Annotated in this window: 19 protein-coding genes and 3 tRNA genes; 12 read left to right on the top strand and 10 right to left on the bottom strand. The window is 66.3% G+C overall.

What is annotated here, in order from left to right; translation table 11 throughout:
- Positions 1-392 precede the first annotated feature (392 nt).
- The 7 genes from H6717_04505 to H6717_04475 form a co-directional block, all read right to left on the bottom strand.
- Complete coding sequence (locus H6717_04505) at positions 393-923, bottom strand: HNH endonuclease (protein ID MCB9576280.1); 531 nt, start codon at positions 921-923, stop codon at positions 393-395.
- Between the two features lie 90 nt (positions 924-1,013).
- Positions 1,014-1,096, bottom strand: a tRNA-Tyr gene (locus H6717_04500).
- Positions 1,097-1,238: 142 nt separating this feature from the next.
- A tRNA-Asp gene (locus H6717_04495) sits at positions 1,239-1,310 on the bottom strand.
- Positions 1,311-1,498: 188 nt separating this feature from the next.
- Positions 1,499-1,572 (bottom strand) — tRNA-Lys (locus H6717_04490).
- 793 nt (positions 1,573-2,365) lie between these two features.
- On the bottom strand, positions 2,366-2,695 hold the full coding sequence (locus H6717_04485; protein MCB9576279.1) for a DUF952 domain-containing protein: 330 nt from the start codon (positions 2,693-2,695) through the stop codon (positions 2,366-2,368).
- The gene (locus H6717_04480) at positions 2,692-4,959 is read right to left on the bottom strand and encodes a M36 family metallopeptidase (protein ID MCB9576278.1); all 2,268 of its coding nucleotides are present in this window, start codon (positions 4,957-4,959) and stop codon (positions 2,692-2,694) included. Before H6717_04480 ends, H6717_04485 begins: the two co-directional genes overlap by 4 nt.
- An 80-nt stretch (positions 4,960-5,039) precedes the next feature.
- On the bottom strand, positions 5,040-5,912 hold the full coding sequence (locus H6717_04475) for an SUMF1/EgtB/PvdO family nonheme iron enzyme (protein MCB9576277.1): 873 nt from the start codon (positions 5,910-5,912) through the stop codon (positions 5,040-5,042).
- Between the two features lie 78 nt (positions 5,913-5,990).
- Between H6717_04475 and H6717_04470 the strand changes: the two genes are divergently transcribed.
- The 5 genes from H6717_04470 (at position 5,991) to H6717_04450 (ending at position 10,401) form a co-directional block, all read left to right on the top strand.
- Complete coding sequence (locus tag H6717_04470) at positions 5,991-6,647, top strand: hypothetical protein (protein ID MCB9576276.1); 657 nt, start codon at positions 5,991-5,993, stop codon at positions 6,645-6,647.
- Positions 6,644-7,411: a hypothetical protein gene (locus H6717_04465; GenBank protein MCB9576275.1), complete on the top strand. Its 768-nt coding sequence runs from the start codon at positions 6,644-6,646 to the stop codon at positions 7,409-7,411. Before H6717_04470 ends, H6717_04465 begins: the two co-directional genes overlap by 4 nt.
- Positions 7,412-7,497: 86 nt before the next feature.
- Positions 7,498-8,412 (top strand): SUMF1/EgtB/PvdO family nonheme iron enzyme, encoded by a 915-nt coding sequence (locus H6717_04460; GenBank protein ID MCB9576274.1) that lies wholly within the window; start codon positions 7,498-7,500, stop codon positions 8,410-8,412.
- A gap of 178 nt (positions 8,413-8,590) precedes the next feature.
- Positions 8,591-9,751: a polysaccharide deacetylase family protein gene (locus H6717_04455; GenBank protein ID MCB9576273.1), complete on the top strand. Its 1,161-nt coding sequence runs from the start codon at positions 8,591-8,593 to the stop codon at positions 9,749-9,751.
- A gap of 14 nt (positions 9,752-9,765) precedes the next feature.
- Positions 9,766-10,401: a hypothetical protein gene (locus H6717_04450; protein MCB9576272.1), complete on the top strand. Its 636-nt coding sequence runs from the start codon at positions 9,766-9,768 to the stop codon at positions 10,399-10,401.
- Positions 10,402-10,404: 3 nt separating this feature from the next.
- Here H6717_04450 and H6717_04445 read toward each other — a convergent pair whose 3' ends face one another.
- Positions 10,405-11,007 carry a TetR/AcrR family transcriptional regulator gene (locus tag H6717_04445; GenBank protein ID MCB9576271.1) on the bottom strand — a complete coding sequence of 201 codons (603 nt, stop codon included), beginning with the start codon at positions 11,005-11,007 and terminating at the stop codon, positions 10,405-10,407.
- 95 nt (positions 11,008-11,102) lie between these two features.
- On the opposite strand from H6717_04445, the gene H6717_04440 reads away from it, so the two are divergent.
- Both H6717_04440 and H6717_04435 read left to right on the top strand, forming a co-directional pair.
- A complete protein-coding gene (locus H6717_04440) occupies positions 11,103-12,194 on the top strand; it encodes an alkane 1-monooxygenase (GenBank protein ID MCB9576270.1) in 1,092 nt (363 codons plus the stop codon).
- Between the two features lie 31 nt (positions 12,195-12,225).
- Complete coding sequence (locus tag H6717_04435; GenBank protein ID MCB9576269.1) at positions 12,226-13,605, top strand: hypothetical protein; 1,380 nt, start codon at positions 12,226-12,228, stop codon at positions 13,603-13,605.
- Here the strand turns inward: H6717_04435 and H6717_04430 are convergent.
- Positions 13,593-14,135: a DUF4347 domain-containing protein gene (locus H6717_04430; GenBank protein MCB9576268.1), complete on the bottom strand. Its 543-nt coding sequence runs from the start codon at positions 14,133-14,135 to the stop codon at positions 13,593-13,595. The genes H6717_04435 and H6717_04430 overlap by 13 nt on opposite strands.
- A gap of 138 nt (positions 14,136-14,273) precedes the next feature.
- Between H6717_04430 and H6717_04425 the strand changes: the two genes are divergently transcribed.
- The 5 genes from H6717_04425 (at position 14,274) to feoB (ending at position 19,205) form a co-directional block, all read left to right on the top strand.
- Positions 14,274-15,200 carry a hypothetical protein gene (locus tag H6717_04425; GenBank protein ID MCB9576267.1) on the top strand — a complete coding sequence of 309 codons (927 nt, stop codon included), beginning with the start codon at positions 14,274-14,276 and terminating at the stop codon, positions 15,198-15,200.
- Positions 15,194-15,553, top strand: a complete 360-nt coding sequence (locus H6717_04420; GenBank protein MCB9576266.1) for a hypothetical protein — start codon at positions 15,194-15,196, stop codon at positions 15,551-15,553. The genes H6717_04425 and H6717_04420 overlap by 7 nt, the downstream gene beginning before the upstream one ends.
- A 70-nt stretch (positions 15,554-15,623) precedes the next feature.
- Positions 15,624-16,592 carry a serine/threonine protein kinase gene (locus H6717_04415; protein ID MCB9576265.1) on the top strand — a complete coding sequence of 323 codons (969 nt, stop codon included), beginning with the start codon at positions 15,624-15,626 and terminating at the stop codon, positions 16,590-16,592.
- A gap of 148 nt (positions 16,593-16,740) precedes the next feature.
- Positions 16,741-17,049 (top strand): ferrous iron transport protein A, encoded by a 309-nt coding sequence (locus tag H6717_04410; protein ID MCB9576264.1) that lies wholly within the window; start codon positions 16,741-16,743, stop codon positions 17,047-17,049.
- Entirely contained in the window at positions 17,046-19,205 is a 2,160-nt protein-coding gene (gene feoB / locus H6717_04405; GenBank protein MCB9576263.1) for a ferrous iron transport protein B, read from the top strand. The genes H6717_04410 and feoB overlap by 4 nt, the downstream gene beginning before the upstream one ends.
- On the opposite strand, the gene H6717_04400 is transcribed toward feoB, so the two are convergent.
- Entirely contained in the window at positions 19,206-20,051 is an 846-nt protein-coding gene (locus H6717_04400; GenBank protein MCB9576262.1) for a hypothetical protein, read from the bottom strand.
- Between the last annotated feature and the right edge of the window lie 11 nt (positions 20,052-20,062).

Below are 20,062 nucleotides of genomic sequence, written 5' to 3'. Positions count from 1 at the left end.
ACGCCGAGGCGGAGCGCGACTCGAAAGGGATGTCCGTGTCCGAGTGAGGAAGCCATGAACCTTATCGAGTTGCAGTCGATTGCTCTCCATGAGCCGAGGTGGACTCGAACCACGTTCGTTGCGTCCTCATCGGGCGGGCACGGAAAACCTGTGTGGGGCTCGACGCCGAAGCGGAGCACACCGAGGAGAAAAGTCCGCGTCCGAGTGACGAAGCCATGGACTTTCGTCGGTGCCGATAACCGATGCCTTACCGTTAGGCTACGCGCTCTAGCGTGCACGGGCGGATTCGAACCGCCATGAGGGTGCGTGTAGGGCCTCGTCGGACGGACGCGGAAAATCTTTGGAGAGAGCGCGGCGCCAACCGCCCGGCGAAGAGCGGCCGGCGCCTTCACTCAAGCGACGCCCATGCGCGGGATCACCGCGCAGTAGTCCTGCCACTCCGGCGGCGCCGTCTTCGGGTCGAAGAGCGGCGGAGCGAAGGGCAGCGACTTCGGCCGGATTGGCCGCGTTCGCGGCCACATGCCTGCCTGATCGGGCGTCTTGTCTGCCTTCCGCGAGTTGCACGGACGGCAAGCGGTCACGATGTTGTCCCACGCCGTCTTGCCACCGCGGCAGCGCGGCAGCACGTGGTCGTAGGTCAGCTGCGACATTGCGAAACGCTTGCCGCAGTAGGCACACGTGAAGTCGTCACGCAGGTAGACGTTCATCCGCGAGAACTTCACGCCGTGCTTCTGCGCGCGGGTCATGCGCTTCAGGCGCACGACAGCCGGCGTCCGCAGGGTCGTGGAGGGGGACCGGATCTCCTCGTCGTACGAGGCGACCACGTCCACCTTGCCCAGGTACATCAGCGTGATGGCGTCCTGCCAACACACGATCTTGTGCGGAAAGTACCAGGAAGTCAGGACCAGGGTTCTCGCGGTCATGATGCTCACCTACCTTCGTCTCTTCTTCTTCATCGTCGTTCTCCCGTAGTGGGTAAGGGTGACCACCGACACCAATGCCGGTGGTCGCGGTGGGGCGTTAGGGAATCGAACCCCGCTAGCCAAGTGGCGCCCGGTTTACGGCCGGACCTGCGTCCCAGCGCAGCACACACCCCAGAGGCGCGCGAAACTCCTGACCAGGGACCAAAACGGAGCTTGCACGCCGGCAGTACGGCCTCCCTGCTTGGAGTCGAACCAAGCTCGACCGGCTTCGTAGACCGGTGCCTGCTTCCGGCAGGACAGGGAGATCGCGCGTTGCGCCCGCGAAGGGGATCGAACCCTCCTCGCCGGATCGACAATCCGGTCGCTTCACCAGATGCGTACGCGGGCAGCGTGGGTAGCCGTGGCTTGGCTACCCGTGACCTCCAGCCACCTCGCCAAAGCGCTGCAGCCAAAGGTCGAGAAGGCGGCACGCCCGCGTCGGGCGTGCCTCTTCTCGTCGCATGAGTTGTCAAACACCAAGGCGCACGTGTGCGCCGACCAGAAATGGCCAAGGTGGGCCTGGCGAACGCCAGGCTTGGTGAGGCACCAGGGAGTCGAACCCCGATCGATCGGTTAAGAACCGACTGCTCTGCCCTTGAGCTAGTACCCCGAGCTTTCAGTCCCTTGCCCGCGGGGTTCTCGTCCCCGCGTGGACTTCCTTCTTCGTTCTCTTGTTGGTTCGCCGCGGTAACACCTCTGACGTCGCTCACGCGGTCATCGCTGGACACACCTCTCCCGTCGCGCCGCGAACGTCGCGGCACACACTCTCCCCGTCGCTTCCGCAATCCGTCGCGATCACGGAAACCAAATGCAAAAAAGCCGCCTTTGGTTCGGGACCAGAGGCGGCTAGGCGCGCGTTGTGCTTACGCTACGACGAGCCGCCTAGGCGCCCTCCTCTTCCCTGTTGCCAATGCGCACGAATAGCCACGCGGTCGGCGTGCCCGCAGGCAGACCGACGCAATCGCCATACGCGCATTGCAGGAGTGATTTGGGTGAATGGATCATGGTTCGTTTTGGGTTCGACGGATGACCGTCGGATTCGTTTGAAGGCTCGTTCTCTTTTCTTCGATTTGTCGCTAATCGCCCGGAAAAACAGCTGAAATGCAAAAAGCCGCCGGGTTTCCCGCGGCGGCCTGCCCACACCACTGAGTGGAGTAGCAGACCCGCCTACCTCGCCTCCCGATTGGCGACGAGCGCACTGGCGCACACGGGCAGAGAGCCGGGTAGCGAAGTGCGATGGATGGTTTTGAAAAGCAACATGTGAACGTGTGAGTTGATACGCCCTGGTTAGTAGCTTGTCAACTTCGAATGTTCAAATTTTGTTTGCGACGATGATTGTCGTCGCGGCGCGATGGGTGCGCGCCGGACCAACATCAAAATGAAAAGCGCACGAACGCTTCGTGTCACTGAAGCGCGGCGTCACCGTCGATGGACACGGACAACAAGCGCGCATCCAACACGGCGCTCGCCTCCAGCTCACCGTACAGGTGCGGAAAGTGATCGCCGTCGGCGGCTTCGAAGTGCACGGGATGTGACAGGCGCGCGGCATCGATGCGCAGCAGGACCAAGTCGCGGCGATCAGCGAAGCGCTCGCGGGCGACGCGGCGCCACTGCTCCGCGGTGGACAAGTGAATGAAGCCCTCCGTCTCGAGGCTCGGCGCGCGGTACGCACCGGATGCGCGCGCGGCGTCCCACTCCGCGCGCGTCGTGATGTGGAACAGCTCCACCCTCAGCGCCGGCGCCGTGCGAACGCCAGGCCCAACGCGGCGAGAAGCAGCGCAAAGGCCGAGCTTCGCTGGCTTTGTCCCGCAACGCGACAGCCACAGCCGCTGTCGTCCTCGCTGGCCTTGGGCGTGGGGCTCGCGCCCGCGTCGGCGCCGCCTTCCGGCACTCCGCCATCCCCCACCCCGGCGTCTGCTTGCGGCGCGCCCTCGAAGGCGAAGTCGACGTTCTTGTAGCCGCCGGAGGATTGACCGCCATTCACGATCATCACGTACGCGCTGGTGGCGCCTTCCGGAACCTCGAAGGTGGCGGAGCCCTTGCCCCCGGCGATGGGCGCGTCCGTCGTGGCGTCCGCGGTGGCGGACAACCCCGACGAGTAATCGAAGGTGATCGGATCGTTGCCGAAGCGCACGACGATCTGCGGAGTGAAAGGAGTACCGCCGCCGAAGGGCGAGCTCCCGCCGCCTCCGGTCTGTACCTCGTTGAAGCTGACGGTCATCTGCGTAGCGCCCGGAAAGGACGCGTGGAACTGGAGCACGCCGGGCGCGTACGGCGCGCCGCTGATGGCAGCGTCTTGCGTGCCCGGCGCCCAGAACGCACCGCCGAGGAACGGGTCGGCGCCGTTGATTGGCTTGTCGGCGTACTCGAGCACACGCTGGCAGCCGGGCAACACGCCGCGATCCGTCATCTCTTTCTGGAGCGCGTCGGCGGCAGTCTGATCGATGGCCGTCTTCACGGAGGTGATGAACAGCTGGGCCAGCTCGTCGAAGCCGAGATCTCCGCCTGGGGAGGCCGCCATCACGTCGAAGATGGCCTTGTCGAACTTGGGTTGATCCGCTGCCGAGAGCCCGCTGCGCGCCGCCCACAGCGCGGCCGACCAGAACTGCGAGTCCGAGTGCACCTCGCCTGTGATGTTCGCGGGGCACGTGTTCTTGTTGGACAGATCGCGAATCGCGGGCAGGCCGGGCGCCAGATCTTGCGATGCGTACTCCCCCACCTTCGGATCACCGGTGATTGCCGACGAGAAGTAGTCCGCGAGCCCCTCGTTCATGGCACCGGGCGACGACGACAAGCCTTGTTCGTCCGCGTGGTAGGTGCCCACCAGCTTCAGGGTGTGATCCACCACCGCGTGGGTGAACTCGTGATAGACGACGTCACCGTCGTAGGAGTAGTCCCGCGCCGGACCTTGACCGAACCACATGGCCGCGCCGGTGAGTCCGAAGATGCCGGAGAACAGCGGATTGGCGGGCGCGAAGAACGCGTTCTGGAATGGCACGAAGGGCAGGTTGGGATCCGCCATCTTGGTGGTGTCGAAGGTCTGCACGCCGTCCGGCAGCATGAGGTTCGAGACCGTGGGCAACGGTTTGGTGGATAGCTCCGTCATGCCCATCGCCGTGAAGAAGTCGTAGGCGACGTTCACGTGGTAGAACATGCTGATCTCGCTGAACGAATCCTCGGGCTCCTTGTCCGCCCCGGGCGCATCGAGAAAGTCGCCGTTGCTGTCGGCGGCGGCCAACTGCTTCAGCTCGCACACGTGCACCTTCAGGTTGAACCCGCTGATGCTGATGTCCTTCGCTTGCTTGGTGTCCACGCAGTTCAGCGACTGAACCGTGGCGTTCGTGAGGGTGGTTTCGCCCGTTCCTACGGGCAGCGTGACGTCCATGAGGCTGGGCGAAGCGACGGGATTGGACGCATACACCTTGGCGGCGCCGGCGAAGCGCGCTGCATTCCAGGCCGCAATGCGCTCGCCGCTCTGCGCATCGATGATCACGACGGGCACCCAGGGCACGCCCGACAGGCGCGCGCTGGGCACGACCACCCACGAAAGCCGCGGCCCGCTAGCCGTTGGATAAATGGTGAGGCGCGCGTCGCCCGGCTTGGCCGTGAGCTTGGCGAGCGAGGTGGCATCCGCGAGAGCCTGAGCTTCCGAGATAGCCGGCGACGTGCTCGGCAGCTGGTCTTCCGTGCGCACCACGGCGAAGGCTGGAGTGCCGTCCTTGCGGAGTACGACGCCGGCGCCGCGGAACAGCACGGGCACTCCTTGATGGGTCTGCGCGAAGCGCACGACACGGCTGGTCCCGACGTCCGCCGTCACGCTGCGATATTCGAGCGTGGCACCGTGGGCCGATGGCGTCACCGCGGCACGCGCCGTGGAAACCACGTCCTTGCTCGGAGTCGCCGCAAACGGCCCCGTCAGGATCTTCGACGGCGCCGCGAGGGCCGTGGACGAGAGCAAGAGCAACGGGACGATCGAAGCCAGGGTGTACGCGCGCATGAAGCCTCCTCGGAACGGGCGGCGTCACCGTACGCGCGGCCGGAAGCCCACACAACGTGATGCGCTTGGATTGAAGCTTTTCAACGGCAGCAGCGCGCGCCGATGCTGTAGTCGTAGTAGTCCGCCGAGTGCACGGTGACGCGCATGTCGCAGCCGTAGGCGGTGTCTCGGGCGTAGAAGCCGCCCAGGAACGTGCCGCCTGGGTCGTCGATCCATTCGTCCAGGTTGCCCACCATGTCGTACACGGCGTCGTCGCCCCACACGCTCTTGCATGCCACACGCTCACCGCTGCGCTCGAGCAGCGGCTTGCCGTGGAGCTTCACCTGGCTGAGCCGCGGATCGAGGTACCCGCCCGCGGTCTTGCCGTGCAGCACGCCCCCCGGGTGCAGCGGCCGCGCGACGTTGCAGCGACCGGGCTCGTAGTGCTCCCCATACGGATGACGCGTGCCCGCTTGTCCTCGGCATGCCATGAGCCACTCCTCGTGAGTGCATAGCCGCTTGCCCGCGTTCGCACACGCTTCGCGCGCGTTGTCGAGATCCAGGTAGGCGTTGGGAATGCGCCCTCGCTTCGACTCCGCGCGGTACTTCACCCCGGGCGCCAGCTGCCACGCGGGCAGCTCCGGCAACGGAGTCTCCCGTGCCGCCGTGGAGCCCATGCGCGGCGCTTGATACTCCCACAAGTGATGGTCCCGCTCCGCGAGCAGCGGGGTCGGGTTGTAATAAGGAGAAAGCTGTCGGCCCGCCGCGATACCCGTCAGTGACGTCTCGAACCTGTCGACACAGAAACGGCCCGCCACGTCCACCATGTCGCTCGGACAGCGGCGCGCTGCTGGAGGGGGAGCGCGCCCCACCGTGCTCGCATGGGCAACCTGCAGCGGCAGCTCCGCTCGGAGCGGAGCGGAGTCGTCACAGCCAGCCAGGGCCAGCAGCAGTAGTAGGCGTCCGCGGGGCACGTCGCGGGCATTTTCGCGGGCCCCGGCCCGCTGGGCCAACATCGCTCCTCGCTGCGTGTTTGCTACGGTGGAGCCCCGATGCGACGCACCCTGGGTCTCGCCACCCTCGCGGCCAACGCTGCATTCGTGGCGTTGGTGGGCGTCGCGATGGCCCGCTACCCCGGCGGCACCTGGTTCGATCCTCGGGCGACCGGGCACGACTTCTGGCGCAACTATCTGTGCGACCTGCTGCATTCCCACGGCCTCGACGGACGGCCCAACCCCGGCGCGACGCTCGCCCTCATCGGCATGATCGCAGGGATCCTGTCGCTGGCCCTGGCGTTCTTCTCGCTGCCGGAGGTAAGCGCACGGACGGCGGCGCGCTGGACGCGACGGATCGGTGCGCCCGCGGCGCTCGGCATCTTGATCGTGCCGCTGCTGCCATCGGATCGCTTTCCGTTCGTCCATGGCGTGGCGGTAGTGGCCACCGGCGTGCCGGCCTTCGGCGGAATGGTGCTGGCGCTCAGGGCGCTGTCGGCCCGGCGCGTGCTGTTCGGGATTGGGCTGCTGCTGCTGCTTTCGTCAGGCGCGGACTTCGTGCTCTACGTCTGGGATCAGTTCCTGGGCGGCGAGATCGTCGTGCTCTCGCCAGCGCTTCAGCGCGTGGCCACGCTGGTGCTGATCGCGTTCACGACGGCGATTGCCATCGCCACCCTGCGAGCGCAAAGTGGTGTTGCTCGCGGCGGACCAACATGAGCGGACCCACGGATGACCGAGCTCGGATCCTCGCGCGGCGTGCACGCTTCGTGGCTGCGGCGCTGGCCACGCTCACCCCTGGCGCAGCGCGCGGTCAGCCGGACGAGACGCCCGACTGCGAAGTGGATCCGGAGGCGTGCCGGCCATCCGTTTGCCTGTCGGACGACGTGATCGAAGGCGAGCTCACGCCTCCCAAAGCGAAAGCCGAACCCCAGTCGGCGCCGGCGCCTCGGCCCCAGATCTGTCTGTCCGTGATCGACGACACCGCGGATCGCCCGCTCCGCCACGACGGTTTCTACCTTCGGCTCGCTGCCGGCGGCGGCTTCTTGGGCGTGAAGGGCGGCGGCGTGGATCATCGTGGACCGGCCCTGTCGTTGTCCCTGGATTTCGGGCCCACGGTCTTTCCGGGACTCGCGACCGGTATCGGCCTGGCGCTCGTGCACTCTCCGGTGGCGTCGACCACCCCGGGTGACGAAACAGTGACCGCCACCTCGTTCCTGGGCGGCCCGTTCTTCGACTACTTCCCGAATCCAGAGGCGGGGCTGCACCTCGGCGGGCGCTTCGCCCCGGCCATCACTTCCGCGGGAGACAGCGGCGCTCGACCCGGTGCGGGCGCCAGCGCCTTCGTTGGATGGGACGGGTTCGTGGCCGACGATTGGTCCCTGGGCGCTCTCTTGACCGGGGGCGCGGCGTTCGGCGTGGGGCGGAGCGAAACTCTGGTCGCGCGCACGCTCTCCTTGGAGCTGTCCCTGCTCTGGCATTGAGTAGCCCGCTCGTCGCCGCGCGATGTACCATCCCGCGGTTCGGCTCGAGGGCGATGATCACACGGCGACGATGCTTGAGCGCGACGATGCTCGCGCTCCTGGGCTCAGGCTGCGAAGAGCCGGAAAAACCGGTGGCGCGCCCTACATCCAGCGTGGTGGTGCTGGCGCCGGCGCCGCCGCCCATGGAGTGTCGCTTCGAGCCGGTCAGCCAGCCTGGCAACGGTGGCGCCAAGAGTGGCGCCCAGCTCTGCTACTCGTCGGGAGAAACGGTTCCCTGGTGGACTCAGTACATTGCCGAGGGTGGCGCGGAAGACGCGGGCGTCGACGCCGCGGAGGCCGGCGCGGAAGAAGAGCCTCCCTGCCCGCCGGAGATGGTGCTGGTGGAGGGTGAGTACTGCCCAAAGGTGAAGCAGAAGTGCTTGAAGTACCTCGATGACCAGGGACCGGGCGGTTTCTTGAGTCATCATCGCTGCGCCGTCTTCGAGCGTCCGGCGATTTGTGCCGGCGAGCGCGAGCATCGACGCTTCTGCATCGACCGCGACGAGTACACACCCGAAGGGGAGAAGCTCCCGCTCGTGGATCAGTCGTGGACCATGAGCCGCGAGCTCTGCGAGAGCCAAGGCAAGCGCCTGTGCTTCGAGAGCGAGTGGCAGTTCGCCTGCGAAGGGGAAGCCATGCTTCCCTACCCGTACGGCTTCGAGCGCGACGCGAAACGCTGCAACCACGACCTGACGGATCTCACGCGCCGAGGGAAGCTACGCGACCTTCGCGTAGCCTCGGACGCGCGGCCGGAATGCGTGAGCCCGTTCGGGGTCCGCAACATGGTGGGCAACGTCGACGAATGGACCTACCGCGACGAGTTCATCGCGCCCTACCGAGCATCGCTCCGGGGCGGCTGGTGGCTCGCCGGCCGCAACAACTGCATCGCCGCCACCACCGGCCACGACGAGTACTATCACGGCCCTCAGACCGGGGTTCGCTGCTGCGCCAACGCCCGCTAAAGGCGGCATTGTCGGGGGATGATCGGGGCAGATTGACGCGGCCGGGCAATCTTCCGATACACTCGGCGGTGTGCGCCCAGCGGCTGGGCGCCCGGCCGGGGCCCAGCGCCTCCGCGCCATCATTGGAGCAATCGTTATGAAGCCTGTTCGAATTCTTCCCGTAGGACTGTCCGTCGCGATGGTGGCTCTCGCAGGATGCAGTGCTCCCGCGGACGACGATCACGCGACGGTGAGCGACGACACCAAGGCAGCCTGGGAGGACGCCTACGAGCAGGTGGAGATGGGCAAGGCGGACTCCACGGGATGCTCTGGCGTGGTCGTTCCGGACAAGAGTGGCTTCGAAAAGCACGTCGCGCTCACCTTCGACGACGGGCCCAACCCCGAGACTACGCCGACGGTGCTCGACATCCTCGCCCAGCACGGCATCAAGGCGACGTTCTTCGTGAACGGAATGCGGGTGAGCTCCGACGCCGCGCGGGCGGTGCTCCAGCGCATCCTCGCCGAAGGACACATCCTCGGCAATCACTCCCAGCACCACCTGAACCTCAAGACGCAATCCATCTCGAAGGTGGATCAAGAGGTGAAGAACACCCATGACATCTTGCTGGCCGCAGGTGACACGCCGAAGTACTTCCGCTTCCCGTTCGGCTCCGCCAGCTGCGGAGGGATCGATCTCGTCCACAACTACGGCTACACGGTGACCGGGTGGCACATCGACACCGGCGACTGGTGCTACGCGTCCTCCGCCGGCGGCGTCGGATACTGCGCCCCCAGCACCTTCCAATACGTTCCCGACCAGTACCGTGGGGATCTGGAGGGCTACGCGATCTCCGAGGTGAAACGGAAGAACGGCGGCATCATGCTGTTCCACGACATTCACCAAAACACCGTGAATCACCTCGACTCCATCATTTCCAAGCTGGAGGCCGACGGCTTCACCTTCGTGCGGGTGGACGACACGAGCACCTTCCCGTTGCTCAATGGCATCACGCCGCCGCCCAAGCCGTTCGTCGGCGACCCCTGCGCCTCGGACGCTGACTGCAACTTCTCGGAAGGCAGCCAGCAAGGCTCCTGCTACTTGTTCACGCCCACCGGCGGCAGTCAGCAAGCAGGCTTCTGCACCCTCGCCTGCGAAGGCGTCTGCCCCGACAGCTACGGCAAGGCACCCACCTTCTGCACCAGCCTTGACGGCGGGCAGAGCGGGAACTGCGTCTCCAAGCAGAGCTCGCTGAACGGTGAGTGCTCCAAGATCCCGGGCACGAGCGCGCAGACCGCGGATCGCTTCATTGGCTCGAGCTCGGCATCTCCCAGCTCGACCATGGCCTGCCTGCCGAACTGAGTCAGGCGATCGGTATGCCCATCTGGCGGTTCGAGCCGCTTGGCTCCGAGCTGTTTCCGGTGGGCGAGAGTCCATTTCGCGCCCGCGGGCTCTCGTACACGAACGCTCTCGACTACGTGCAGCGCAAGACCCCGGGAGGGAGAGCTGCGTGCTTCGCGCGCCTCGGGAACGGCCCGTTCCGGAGTTACTTCGATCAGCTGTTCTTGGCGGCCGGGGACTACGACGCTGCGCCGCTGTTGGCGCTGTTCGTCGTGGCCGCGGACCTGGAACACGTTCCGGTGGGGCGTTTCATCGAGGCGCGCTCCAGAGCCAGCGCTCGCATCGATGCGGAAACCACCTCGCGCCACATGCTGCGCACCGCGAGCCCGGAGCTGATGGCAGCGCGGCTCCCTGTGGCTTTCAACCGGTATTTCGAGCCCTGCCAGGCCAGCGTGAGCCGCATCGGCCCGAGCGGATTCGACGGGGAGCTGTCGAACATTCCCGTTGCCATGAGCGGCCTGTACGTACACAGCACGAACGGCTTCGTGAGCCGCGCGCTGGAGCTCGCCGGCGCGAAAGGCGTGCGCCTGGAGTGGCAACAGCCAGAGTCCGACGGCGACAGCTGGGACGTGAGAGTCGAGCGGGTCCGCTTTCGCGCGAGCTGGGACTGAGCGCTACTCCGTCTCGAGCATTCGAATCAGCGATGCACCGGCGCCGCTCGCGTCCACCCGCAGCTCGAGCTCCGTGAGCGTCTGCACGCCCAAGACAATGGCGACCAGCAGCTCACCGAGGCGCTCGGGATCGACGTCCTTCCGAAGCGAACCCTCGGCTTGACCCTGACGAGCAACCTCCGCGACGCGGTTCATGGCACCGCGCAGGAGCGAAGCGTAGCGCTCACGCAGGTAGGACGATCGCGCACACGCCTGCATCAGCTGGTGGCTGAGCACGGCGCTCGGGGTGGGGAATGCTCCCTGAGCGACGGATGCAGCGAAGCCTCGAATCGTCTTGCGCAGATCGAGCGCGGCACCGGAAGCAACGAAGGCTTCTATCAGCTGACCGATGACGCGCTCCATCACGGCCGCGACCAAGTCGTCGCGATCCTTGAAGTGAACGTAGAAGGCCCCTCGGGTGTAGCCCGCTCGAGCGCAGATGGCGTCCAGACTCGGAGTGTCGAGCCCTTCTTCCGCGAACGCTGCCATGGCGGCGTCGACCAAGGCCTCGCGGGTTTGGGCCTTGGCCGCCTCCCGACTCAGGGGCGCTCGCTCTTCGGACGTCACGGCGCTCGCTTATCACGCCTTGACATACGAACTCGTATGTGGAAGATGACATTACGCATACGGTTTCGTATGTGCGAGCCAGAGTGGTCCATAAAATGAGTATTTCCATAGACTTGAAGAGCGACGAGGGCTCGGCGTCGGTGCCCCGGATCTGGGCTCGTCATCTCCTGTGCTTGAGCATGCCGCTATCGACCCTGAGCTTCGTCGCCACGGGACCTCACCCGGCAAGTCTTTCCGTCCTGTGGCTGCTCGTCGTGGTCGCGTCCGTCTTGATCGACAACCGCGCCGGGCCGGCGCGGCAGCAGCCCGCGGAGCAGGTTTCGGCGTGGCCCTTCGACGCCATCTTGTATCTCTTGGTCGCGCTTCAAGTCGTGAACCTGCTGCTCATGGCGCGGATGTTCGCGCTTGGGGGACTGCTGCGCGTCGACACTCTGGTGGCCGCAGTGCTCCTTTCGGTGAACTCCGGCTACTCTGCCATCGTCGTCGCCCACGAGCTCATCCATCGACGCGAGCGACATCTCCAGGTCTTGGGTCGACTGCTGCTGGTGACGGTCTGCTACGAGCACTTCTTCACGGAGCACGTCCGAGGACACCACGTTCGCGTGGGGACGTTGGACGATCCCGCCACCGCACGGTTCGGCGAGACCTTCCACCAGTTCTGGCGGCGAACCGTTCCCGCGCAGTTCCGCAGCGCCTTGGCTCTGGAGAAGAAGCGTCTGGGAGATGCCGACATGAGGCTTTGGGACCGCCGCATGCTGAAGAACCGCGTCGTGCACGGGCTCGTCGCCGAGCTGACCCTGGCCGCGGCGCTGCTGGCCGTGTTCGGTCCCGCCGCGATGGTCGTGTTTCTGCTGCAAGCACTCGGGGCGATTCGCCTGCTGGAGGCGGTGAACTACTTCGAGCACTGGGGCCTCTCGCGCGCGGGACGCAAGGTGACACCCCTGGATTCTTGGGACGCCGAGTCCTGGTTCACCCTGTATTCCCTGGTGGGACTTTCTCGGCACGCGGATCACCACGCCCACGCCACTCGCCCCTACGAGAAGCTCCGCCACTTCGAAGAAAGTCCGAAGCTGCCGCGGGGTTACTTCGGGATGGTCGTGATGGTGCTGTTTCGGAATCGGCGCTTCATCGAGCTCATGACTCGACGCATGGAAGTTCGGCGCCTCGGCCCCTTTGCCATCGGCTGACGGGGATGGCCGGAAGTGGGAAGATGGGCGGGTGAAGGCATCGGGCGTCGTCCTTTCGTGTTTGCTGCTCTTGGGGTGTTCGGGCTCGTCGGACGAGCCCGAACCAAGCTCGGGTCCGATCTGGAAATCGGGCGTCGTGTTTCCCACCGCGAGCGCGCCGGGCGCCCGGGGCTATCTGGATCGCAGAGGCCTGGTGCACGCGCACTCCGTCTACTCCCACGACGCCTGCGATGGTGAGCCCCGCGACGCCAACGACGCCGTCAACGCCCCATGCCTCGCGGACTTCCGTCACGGCGTGTGCACCACGGAGCACGATTTCGTGATGCTCTCGGATCACAAGGAGTCCTACGCCCGGACCGAGTATCCGGACGTGTTGCTCTACGACGCCTCCGCCGGCGACGCCCTGGTGGAGCACGATGGACTTCCCACGGCGAATCGCATGGCGTGTCCAGATGGGCGCACCCCGCTGATCATGGCGGGCACCGAGACCGCGACCATGCCCGTCGGCCTCGAGCACCACGTGTCCACGGACGTCACTGAACGCGAAGCGGTTTACGGCGACGTTTCGCAGGAGTCCATGCAGAAGCTCAAGGCGGCGGGGGGCCTGGTCCTCGCACAGCACACCGAAGACTGGACGGTGGATCAGCTCGCCGATCTGCCTTTCGACGGCTTCGAGATGTACAACCTGCACGCGAATCTGATCATCGGCGCGGGCGCCGCCATCGGTCTGGTCGCCAAGCTCAAGACCCCGGAGGAGCTGCCGCATCCGGATCTGATCTTGCTGCCCATCATCAGTGAAGACGCGCGCTACGTGGACAAGTGGGGCACGGTGCTGTCCCGTGGCGTTCACCGCATCACCACCGTGGGCACGGATTGTCACCAGAACGTGTTCCAGGACGAGCTGCCTGACGGAGAGCGTATCGACAGCTACCGCAGGATGATGCAGTGGTTTTCGAATCACGTACTGGTGAAGCCCCAGGCCGACGGCAGCTGGGACGATCGGGACTTGAAGGCGGGCCTTTCGGCGGGACGGGCGTACGGAGCCTTCGAAGTGTTGGGGTACCCGGTGGGCTTCGACTACGTGGCACTGAGCTCGGGCGAGACCAGCGAGATGGGGAGCGAGGTGCCGGTCGGGAGCGAGCTGCGGATCACCGCACCGCGCGTGCAGGGTCTCGATCCCAAGGCGGACAAACCCGAGATCGTCGTGCGGCTGCTCCGCGCGGTGGAGTCGGGCTGGGAGCTGATGGACGAGGGCTCCAAGAGCCTCGCGTTCCAGACCACGGAGCCGGGGGCCTACCGCGCCGAGGTTCGCATCCGCCCCCGTCACTTGCTCGCGCAGTTGTCGAGCTACGCCGAGCTCGCGGAGAAATCCTTCGTTTGGATCTATTCGAATCCGATCTACGTGAAGTGAGCCGGGATGCTGCCCTCCAGGCAGGTCACGGTGTTGGGCGCGAAGGGCGTGGACGGTAGCGCCTGCAGCGGATGCTCCGGCGTGCCGCGCAGCAGTCCCTCGTCGGCGGACCACGTCGGCTTCGCTCCGGGCGCGAGCACGTGCAAGCCGCTCTGCCAGTAGCCAATGACGTGCGTGTGCCCGGCAACGGTGCAGCCCAGCCAGTCGGCGGCGACGGACGCGAACGCCTGCCCGCGGTGGGCGCCAAAGGTCTCGCAGGTGCGAAACCAAACCAGGGCGCCGGGGGCGAGGCGCTCGCGAAGCTGCCGAAGCTCCGAGCTCGGGCGCTGGAAGGAGTCGAGCTCGAGGGCCTGCGGGCCGAGCCTCACGTCGCCCCACTTGCCGTGCGCCCAGACCTGCAGCTCAGCGATCGGCCGTTCGAGGTTCAAGACCCGAACCAGGGCCTCCTGCCAGCTGCCGGCCGCGATGCGCTCGTCCACGCGATCGAGGCTCTGGTACAGCCGGGCACCCGCGCTCCAGATCCTGCTCAAGCCCGGAAAAAGCCTGCGACCTCGCTGAGTTCGGTCGAAGACGACGATACGCAGAGGCTGGGACATGGCGCTTGGATTTGCGGCCGCAGCGGAATGGAGGCAGATACCGTCGGCCGCGGGGGAAAGGAAGGATTCGGGATGGGTCGCTTCGGTGCTTTGGTGTTGGTTTCGGGAAGTATAGCGCTGCTCGCGGCGGTGGGCGGTTGCGCGACCAGTGACGACACGGGCCTGGGCACCGGCGGCGCGGGTGCTCAGTCGGGCGGCGGCGGGGTCGGCGGAGTCATCGGCACGCCGGGCTGTACGCACAACCCCGACTGTGGCTCGTGCAAGACTTGCTACGAGGCCTGCACCTGCGCCGGCAGTGACGCCAACACCTGCTCCGCGCATTGCTCGACGGGTACGGGCGGCGGCAACACCGGCGGATTCGGCAACGCCGGAGGCTTCGGCAACGCCGGCGGGTTCGGCAACGCCGGCGGCTTTGGAGCCGGGGGCAGCGGCGGCACCGGCGCAACGGCCGGAACCGGCGGTTCGGGTGCAATCGGCGGCTTCGGAGCCACGGGCGGCACGGGGGGCTTCGGGGCCACCGGTGGCACGGGCGGTCTTGGCGGCACGGGAGGCGGTACCTCCAGCGGAACCTGCTGCACGGCCAGCCTGAACCCCGGCTGCAGCAACTCCACGATCATGAACTGCGTTTGCGGAAACGACTCTTACTGCTGCACCACGGAGTGGGACACCTACTGCGTGGACGAGGTCACGACCTTCAACTGCGGCAGCTGCGGCAGCACGGGCACCGGTGGTTCCGGCGGGACCTGCAGCGTGGCGCTTCAGGATCCCACCTGTGACGCCTGCATGCAGAGCTACTGCTGCTCTTCGGCGGAGGCCTGCGTCAACGACACCAACTGCTCGGCGCTGCTCAACTGCGCAGGCACGGCCTGCGCGACGGCGACGACCGTCTCCGAGCTCAGCAGCTGCATCGATACGTATTGCCCGCAGTACGCCGCGAGCAAGACCACGATGCTCAACTACGTGACCTGCATCTCCACGAACTGCGCAACCGAGTGCTGAAGCGTTGGGGGCTTTTTGCCCTGCTGGCGGTGGTGGGGGCGTGCTCTTCGGAGACGCCCACAGAGCAGCCCTTGGCCTGCCAGCCGCTTCAATTCCGCGCGTGTGAGACCGACGCCTGCCGTGGGGTGCAGCAGTGCGCGCAGGACGGCACGGGCTTTGGGGCGTGCGCCTGTACCGTGCTCGACGCGGGCATCACGCCCAAGGACGCCGCGACGGACGGGGCCGTCGACGCCGCGACGGACGGGGCCGATGACGCCGCGACGGACGGGGCCGATGACGCCGCGACGGACGGGGCCGATGACGCCGCGACGGACGGGGCCGATGACGCCAGCGCCGACGTCAGCAGCGACTGACCGGCTCTCCGCGGCGTGACCGCGCCGAACCAACAACAGCAGGCGGGCCATCCAGGCTAAGCTCGGTCAAGTGCCTGCGTCCCACGTGTCTCTACCGGACCAACCCGGAACCATCGTCGACGGCAAGTACGCGCTGGTGGAGCTGGTGGGAGAAGGCGGTATGGCGTCGGTGTGGCGGGCGCTCACCTACGGAGTGCACGGAGTGCGCAGCACCGTGGCGCTCAAGCGCGTCCACGAGCAATTGAACGACTTGCCCGACGTGATCGCGATGTTCATCGAAGAGGCGCGGGTGGGCGCGCTGCTTCGGCATCCGCACATCGTACAAATCCACGACTTCGGGCTGGACGAGGGCGGCCGCTACTACCTGATCACGGAGTGGGTGGAAGGCCTGCATTTCGGTGACTACCTGCGGAGCTTTGCCAAGATCGGAAAGCGAGCTCCCTGGCAGCTCGTGACAGCGATGGGGCTAGAGGTGCTGCGTGGGCTGGAAGCGGCACACACGTTGCGCACTTCGGACGGACGCGTCACACCGGTGCTGCACCGGGACGTTTCACCACCCAACATCTTGCTCGACGTGGTGGGCGTGACCAAGCTCGCCGATTTCGGCATGGCGCGGGCGATGGACCGCGGTCGCATCACGCAGCCCGACATCGTAAAGGGCAAGCTGTCCTACATGGCGCCAGAGATGGCGCAGGGGTACGACCCCACGCCGCAGTCCGACCTCTTCAGTTTGGGGGTGGTGCTGTGGGAGGCGTACACCGGCGGGCGGCTGTACGACGGTGCGACGGACGTCGAGGTCTTGAATCGAGTGCGAGAGGGACGCGTTCCGCTCTTGAGCACGCGCTGTCCGGAGCTGCCGATGGGCCTCACGACGGCAGTGCACCGCGCCCTCGAGCGGGATCCGAAGCGGCGCTTCCGCTCCGCCCAGGAAATGCTGGACGCGTTGCGCAGCGTGCTGCGGGTGATCCCGGAGCCCACCTCGGGCCCGGTGCTGGCCGACAGCATCAGCGCGGCCCTCGCTCGCCTGGGGCGACGTTGACGGGGGTCATTTGTGCGGGCTTTCGCCGCCGGTTTGTGATCCCCGAGCCTCCGAGCACGCGCTAAGAAATGAGCACTGGCTAATCGCTCTCGCCGATACTATAGTTGAAATTGAAAGTCGTTTTCATTACCAGTCGGAAGCCCTCGTAATGCAGCTCGCCCAAGCCCGAATCGGAGACGTCATGACCGTGCAGCACGTCGGGGGTGAGCGTGCCTTTCGTCGCCGGTTGATGGAGCTCGGGCTGGTGCCGGGAACGCGAGTGGAGCTGGTCAGCGTCGCGCCTCTGGGGGATCCCGTGGAGCTCCTGGTGCGCGGCGCGAGTCTTTCCATCCGGCGTGCCGAGGCCGCCTGTGTGCGTGTGGTCGCCGTGGACGCCGCGCCCCTATCCGACCTGGTCGACGTCGCATCCCGTAGCGGCGTCGAGCTCGCGACCGACTGCGCCAGCAGCTCACCGTGACCGCAGCCGCCCGCGTCATCGAGCCGGACGCCCGCGCGTCGCGGCCTCTGGTCGTCGTCGTCGGCAACCCGAACGTCGGCAAGACGACACTGTTCAATCGACTCACGGGGCAAAACGCCCGCGTCGGCAACTACCCCGGGATCACGGTCGAGCGGCGGGTCGGCACCTTGCGTTCCAGCGCGGGGGACGTGATCGAGCTGGTCGACGTTCCCGGCGCATACTCCCTGAGCGCTCGCTCCGTCGAAGAGCAGATCGCCATCAACTCCGTCCTGGGTTTCGGTAGCGAGCCCAAGCCCCGGCTCGCGGTGGTGGTCGTGGACGCCGGACAGTTGATCCGCAATCTGTACCTCGTGCTCCAACTCCTGGAGCTGTCCGTTCCGGTCGTCATCGCATTGAACATGATCGACGAGGTCACGGACAATCCGCCGGATCCGGCAGCGTTGAGCGCACTTTTGGGGGTGCCCTGCGTGAGCACGGACGCACGCCACGGGAAGGGCATGAAGGCCCTCGCAGAGGTGATCTTCGAGGCCCTGGCCGACCCGCCCCGGGGCCGGGTGGACCTGCGCTATCCGGAGGCCCTGCGGCGGGACGCGGATCGCGTGGCGGACGCGCTGCCCAAGGAGTGGCGCGGCAGCGTGGAGCGCGACCGCGCGCTGGCGATGTGGGCGTTGACCAGCATCGAGCCGGACGACGAGCTCACCGATATGCCCGAGGAGCTTCGGGACCGTTGCCTGGAGGTGCAGCAGGCCGCAGGTGACCGAGACCTGGATCGCGAGGTGATTGCGTCGCGCTACGCATTCTTGGATGCGCACGCAGATCGCCTCTACGGCCGGACCGACCGTCACCCGAAGAAGCGCGCGTCTTCCGATCGGGTCGACAAAGTGCTGCTGCACCCGGTGTGGGGCTTCGCGTTCTTCATCCTGCTCATGCTCGTGCTGTTCCAGGCACTGTTCTCCTGGGCGGATCCTGCGATTGGATGGATCGAAGGCGGCTTCGAGTGGCTGGCGGAGCTCACCAAGGCCACGCTGCCCGACGGCATCGTGCGGGACCTCTTGGTGGACGGGGTCATTGGCGGCGTGGGCAACGTGTTGGTGTTCTTGCCGCAGATCCTGCTCTTGTTCCTGTTCATCGGCATCCTGGAAGACTCCGGGTACATGTCGCGCGTAGCTTTTCTGATGGATCGCATCATGCGGTCCCTCGGGCTACACGGGCGCGCCTTCGTGCCGATGCTCTCGGGCTTTGCCTGCGCGGTGCCGGCGATCCTCGCCACGCGCACCATGGAACGGCGACGAGATCGCCTGCTCACCATGCTGGTCATCCCGCTGATGACCTGCTCCGCCCGGCTGCCGGTGTACACGCTGATCATCGGGGCGCTGTTTCCACCCACCCGGGTGATGGGCTGGATCCCCATACAAGGCCTGTTGATGGTGGCCATGTACGTGTTCTCCACCATCATCGCGTTGATAGCGGCGGGCGTGCTCGGCCGCACCGTGGTCAAGGGCCGCCGGGTACCCCTGATCCTGGAGCTACCTCCGTACCGCGTTCCAAACATGCGCAGCGTGGTGCGCATGATGTGGGAGCGCTCAACGGTGTTCTTGCGGGAAGCGGGCACGGTGATCTTGGCGTGCACCGTGGTGCTGTGGGCGCTGTTGTACTTCCCGAAGCACGAGCCGGACACCAACGTGAACAGGCCCGCCGTCGCCGCGGTGCAAGGGACCAAGGCGCAAGCCTCGGAGCAGCTCAAGAACAGCTACGCCGGCCGCATCGGCCATGCCATCGAGCCCGCGCTCGAACCTCTGGGTTTCGACTGGAAGATCGGTGTGGGGCTGATCGGAGCGTTCGCGGCGCGTGAGGTGTTCGTGAGCACCATGGGTCTGGTGTACGGGGTGGGCGACGGCGACGAAGCGGTCACGCCGCTTCGGGAGCGCATCCGCCACGACACCCGGGCGGATGGCAAGCCCGTCTACACCCCCCTGGTGGGGCTCTCGTTGATGGTGTTCTTCGCCCTCGCCAGCCAGTGCATGAGCACCCTTGCCGTGGTGCGCCGAGAGACGCGTAGCTGGCGCTGGCCCGCGTTCCTGTTCACCTACATGACCGCCCTCGCCTACGGGGCGAGCCTGCTGGTGTTCCAGGTAGGACGCCTGCTGGGTTTCTGATCAGAAGGCGCCGCTGACGGTGGCGAAGCCGCCGCGCGACGAGGGCACCACGTCGAAACGGACGGCCGTGTCGTCCTTCGCGGGCTCGGTCTTGCTCGACGGCGAGAGCAGCAGATAGGTCGCCACGCCGAGGGACACCACGCCGACGCCCAGCGAGATGTCGGCGAACAGATACTTCTTCTTGATGGGATCCAGGTCTTCGTCGGTGCAGGTCTTGGTGTCCGCGCAGGCCAGCGAGCTCTTGTCGCTGTTGCCACTGAGCCCGAAGTAGGCGAAGCCACCGAGACCCACGAGCCCCACGCCGCCGAGGACGTAGGCCAGGGTCTTGTCGTCCGCGCTGCCGGTATCGAGCTTGGCGCTTCCACCCGCGGACCCGCCGCTGGTCTTGCTCTCGAACACCGCCTCCACGGACTGCGCCTTCTGGCCTTCTTTGACGATCAGGGTGACTTCCTTCTCGCCCAGCTCGTCGTTCTCGAACACGAAGGTGGCGGAGCCCGGATCCCAGGGGACGGCACGGCCGTCGATGGATTCGCTGATCACCTTGTCGCCGGACCGGACCCGCACGTCCGTGAGGTCCTTGCCATCGAGCTTGGCGCTGAAGACCACCGTCGGCAGCGTGGCCTCCACCTCGCCGAGCCACTTGCTGCAGTCTCGCTTGATGAAGTCCGGGCAGGCCGACTGAGCACAGGTGAGGAGCTGCTCCCGAGCTTCGCGCAGCTTCGCGTCGCTACGGAGCTCCTGCGCCTTGGTGTAGGCCGTAACGCACTCTTCCTTCTGGTCGGCCAGTGCCACGGACGAGAACAGAAGGACGCCAATAGCTGCGGATACGGAAAGACGACGCACCATCGAGCAGAGCA

The organism is Polyangiaceae bacterium (assembly GCA_020633235.1).
In the GTDB taxonomy this organism is placed as follows: domain Bacteria; phylum Myxococcota_A; class Polyangia; order Polyangiales; family Polyangiaceae; genus JACKEA01.
This window is presented reverse-complemented; position numbering and strand designations above follow the sequence as displayed.

Bases quoted from the DNA above. Each gene is read 5' to 3' on its own strand.
- H6717_04505 (MCB9576280.1), bottom strand. From the start codon at position 923: ATGACCGCGAGAACCCTGGTCCTGACTTCCTGGTACTTTCCGCACAAG.
- H6717_04480 (MCB9576278.1), bottom strand. From the start codon at position 4,959: ATGCGCGCGTACACCCTGGCTTCGATCGTCCCGTTGCTCTTGCTCTCG.
- H6717_04470 (MCB9576276.1), top strand. From the start codon at position 5,991: ATGCGACGCACCCTGGGTCTCGCCACCCTCGCGGCCAACGCTGCATTC.
- H6717_04465 (MCB9576275.1), top strand. From the start codon at position 6,644: ATGAGCGGACCCACGGATGACCGAGCTCGGATCCTCGCGCGGCGTGCA.
- H6717_04460 (MCB9576274.1), top strand. From the start codon at position 7,498: ATGCTCGCGCTCCTGGGCTCAGGCTGCGAAGAGCCGGAAAAACCGGTG.
- H6717_04455 (MCB9576273.1), top strand. From the start codon at position 8,591: ATGGTGGCTCTCGCAGGATGCAGTGCTCCCGCGGACGACGATCACGCG.
- H6717_04450 (MCB9576272.1), top strand. From the start codon at position 9,766: ATGCCCATCTGGCGGTTCGAGCCGCTTGGCTCCGAGCTGTTTCCGGTG.
- H6717_04440 (MCB9576270.1), top strand. From the start codon at position 11,103: ATGAGTATTTCCATAGACTTGAAGAGCGACGAGGGCTCGGCGTCGGTG.
- H6717_04425 (MCB9576267.1), top strand. From the start codon at position 14,274: ATGGGTCGCTTCGGTGCTTTGGTGTTGGTTTCGGGAAGTATAGCGCTG.
- H6717_04410 (MCB9576264.1), top strand. From the start codon at position 16,741: ATGCAGCTCGCCCAAGCCCGAATCGGAGACGTCATGACCGTGCAGCAC.
- H6717_04400 (MCB9576262.1), bottom strand. From the start codon at position 20,051: ATGGTGCGTCGTCTTTCCGTATCCGCAGCTATTGGCGTCCTTCTGTTC.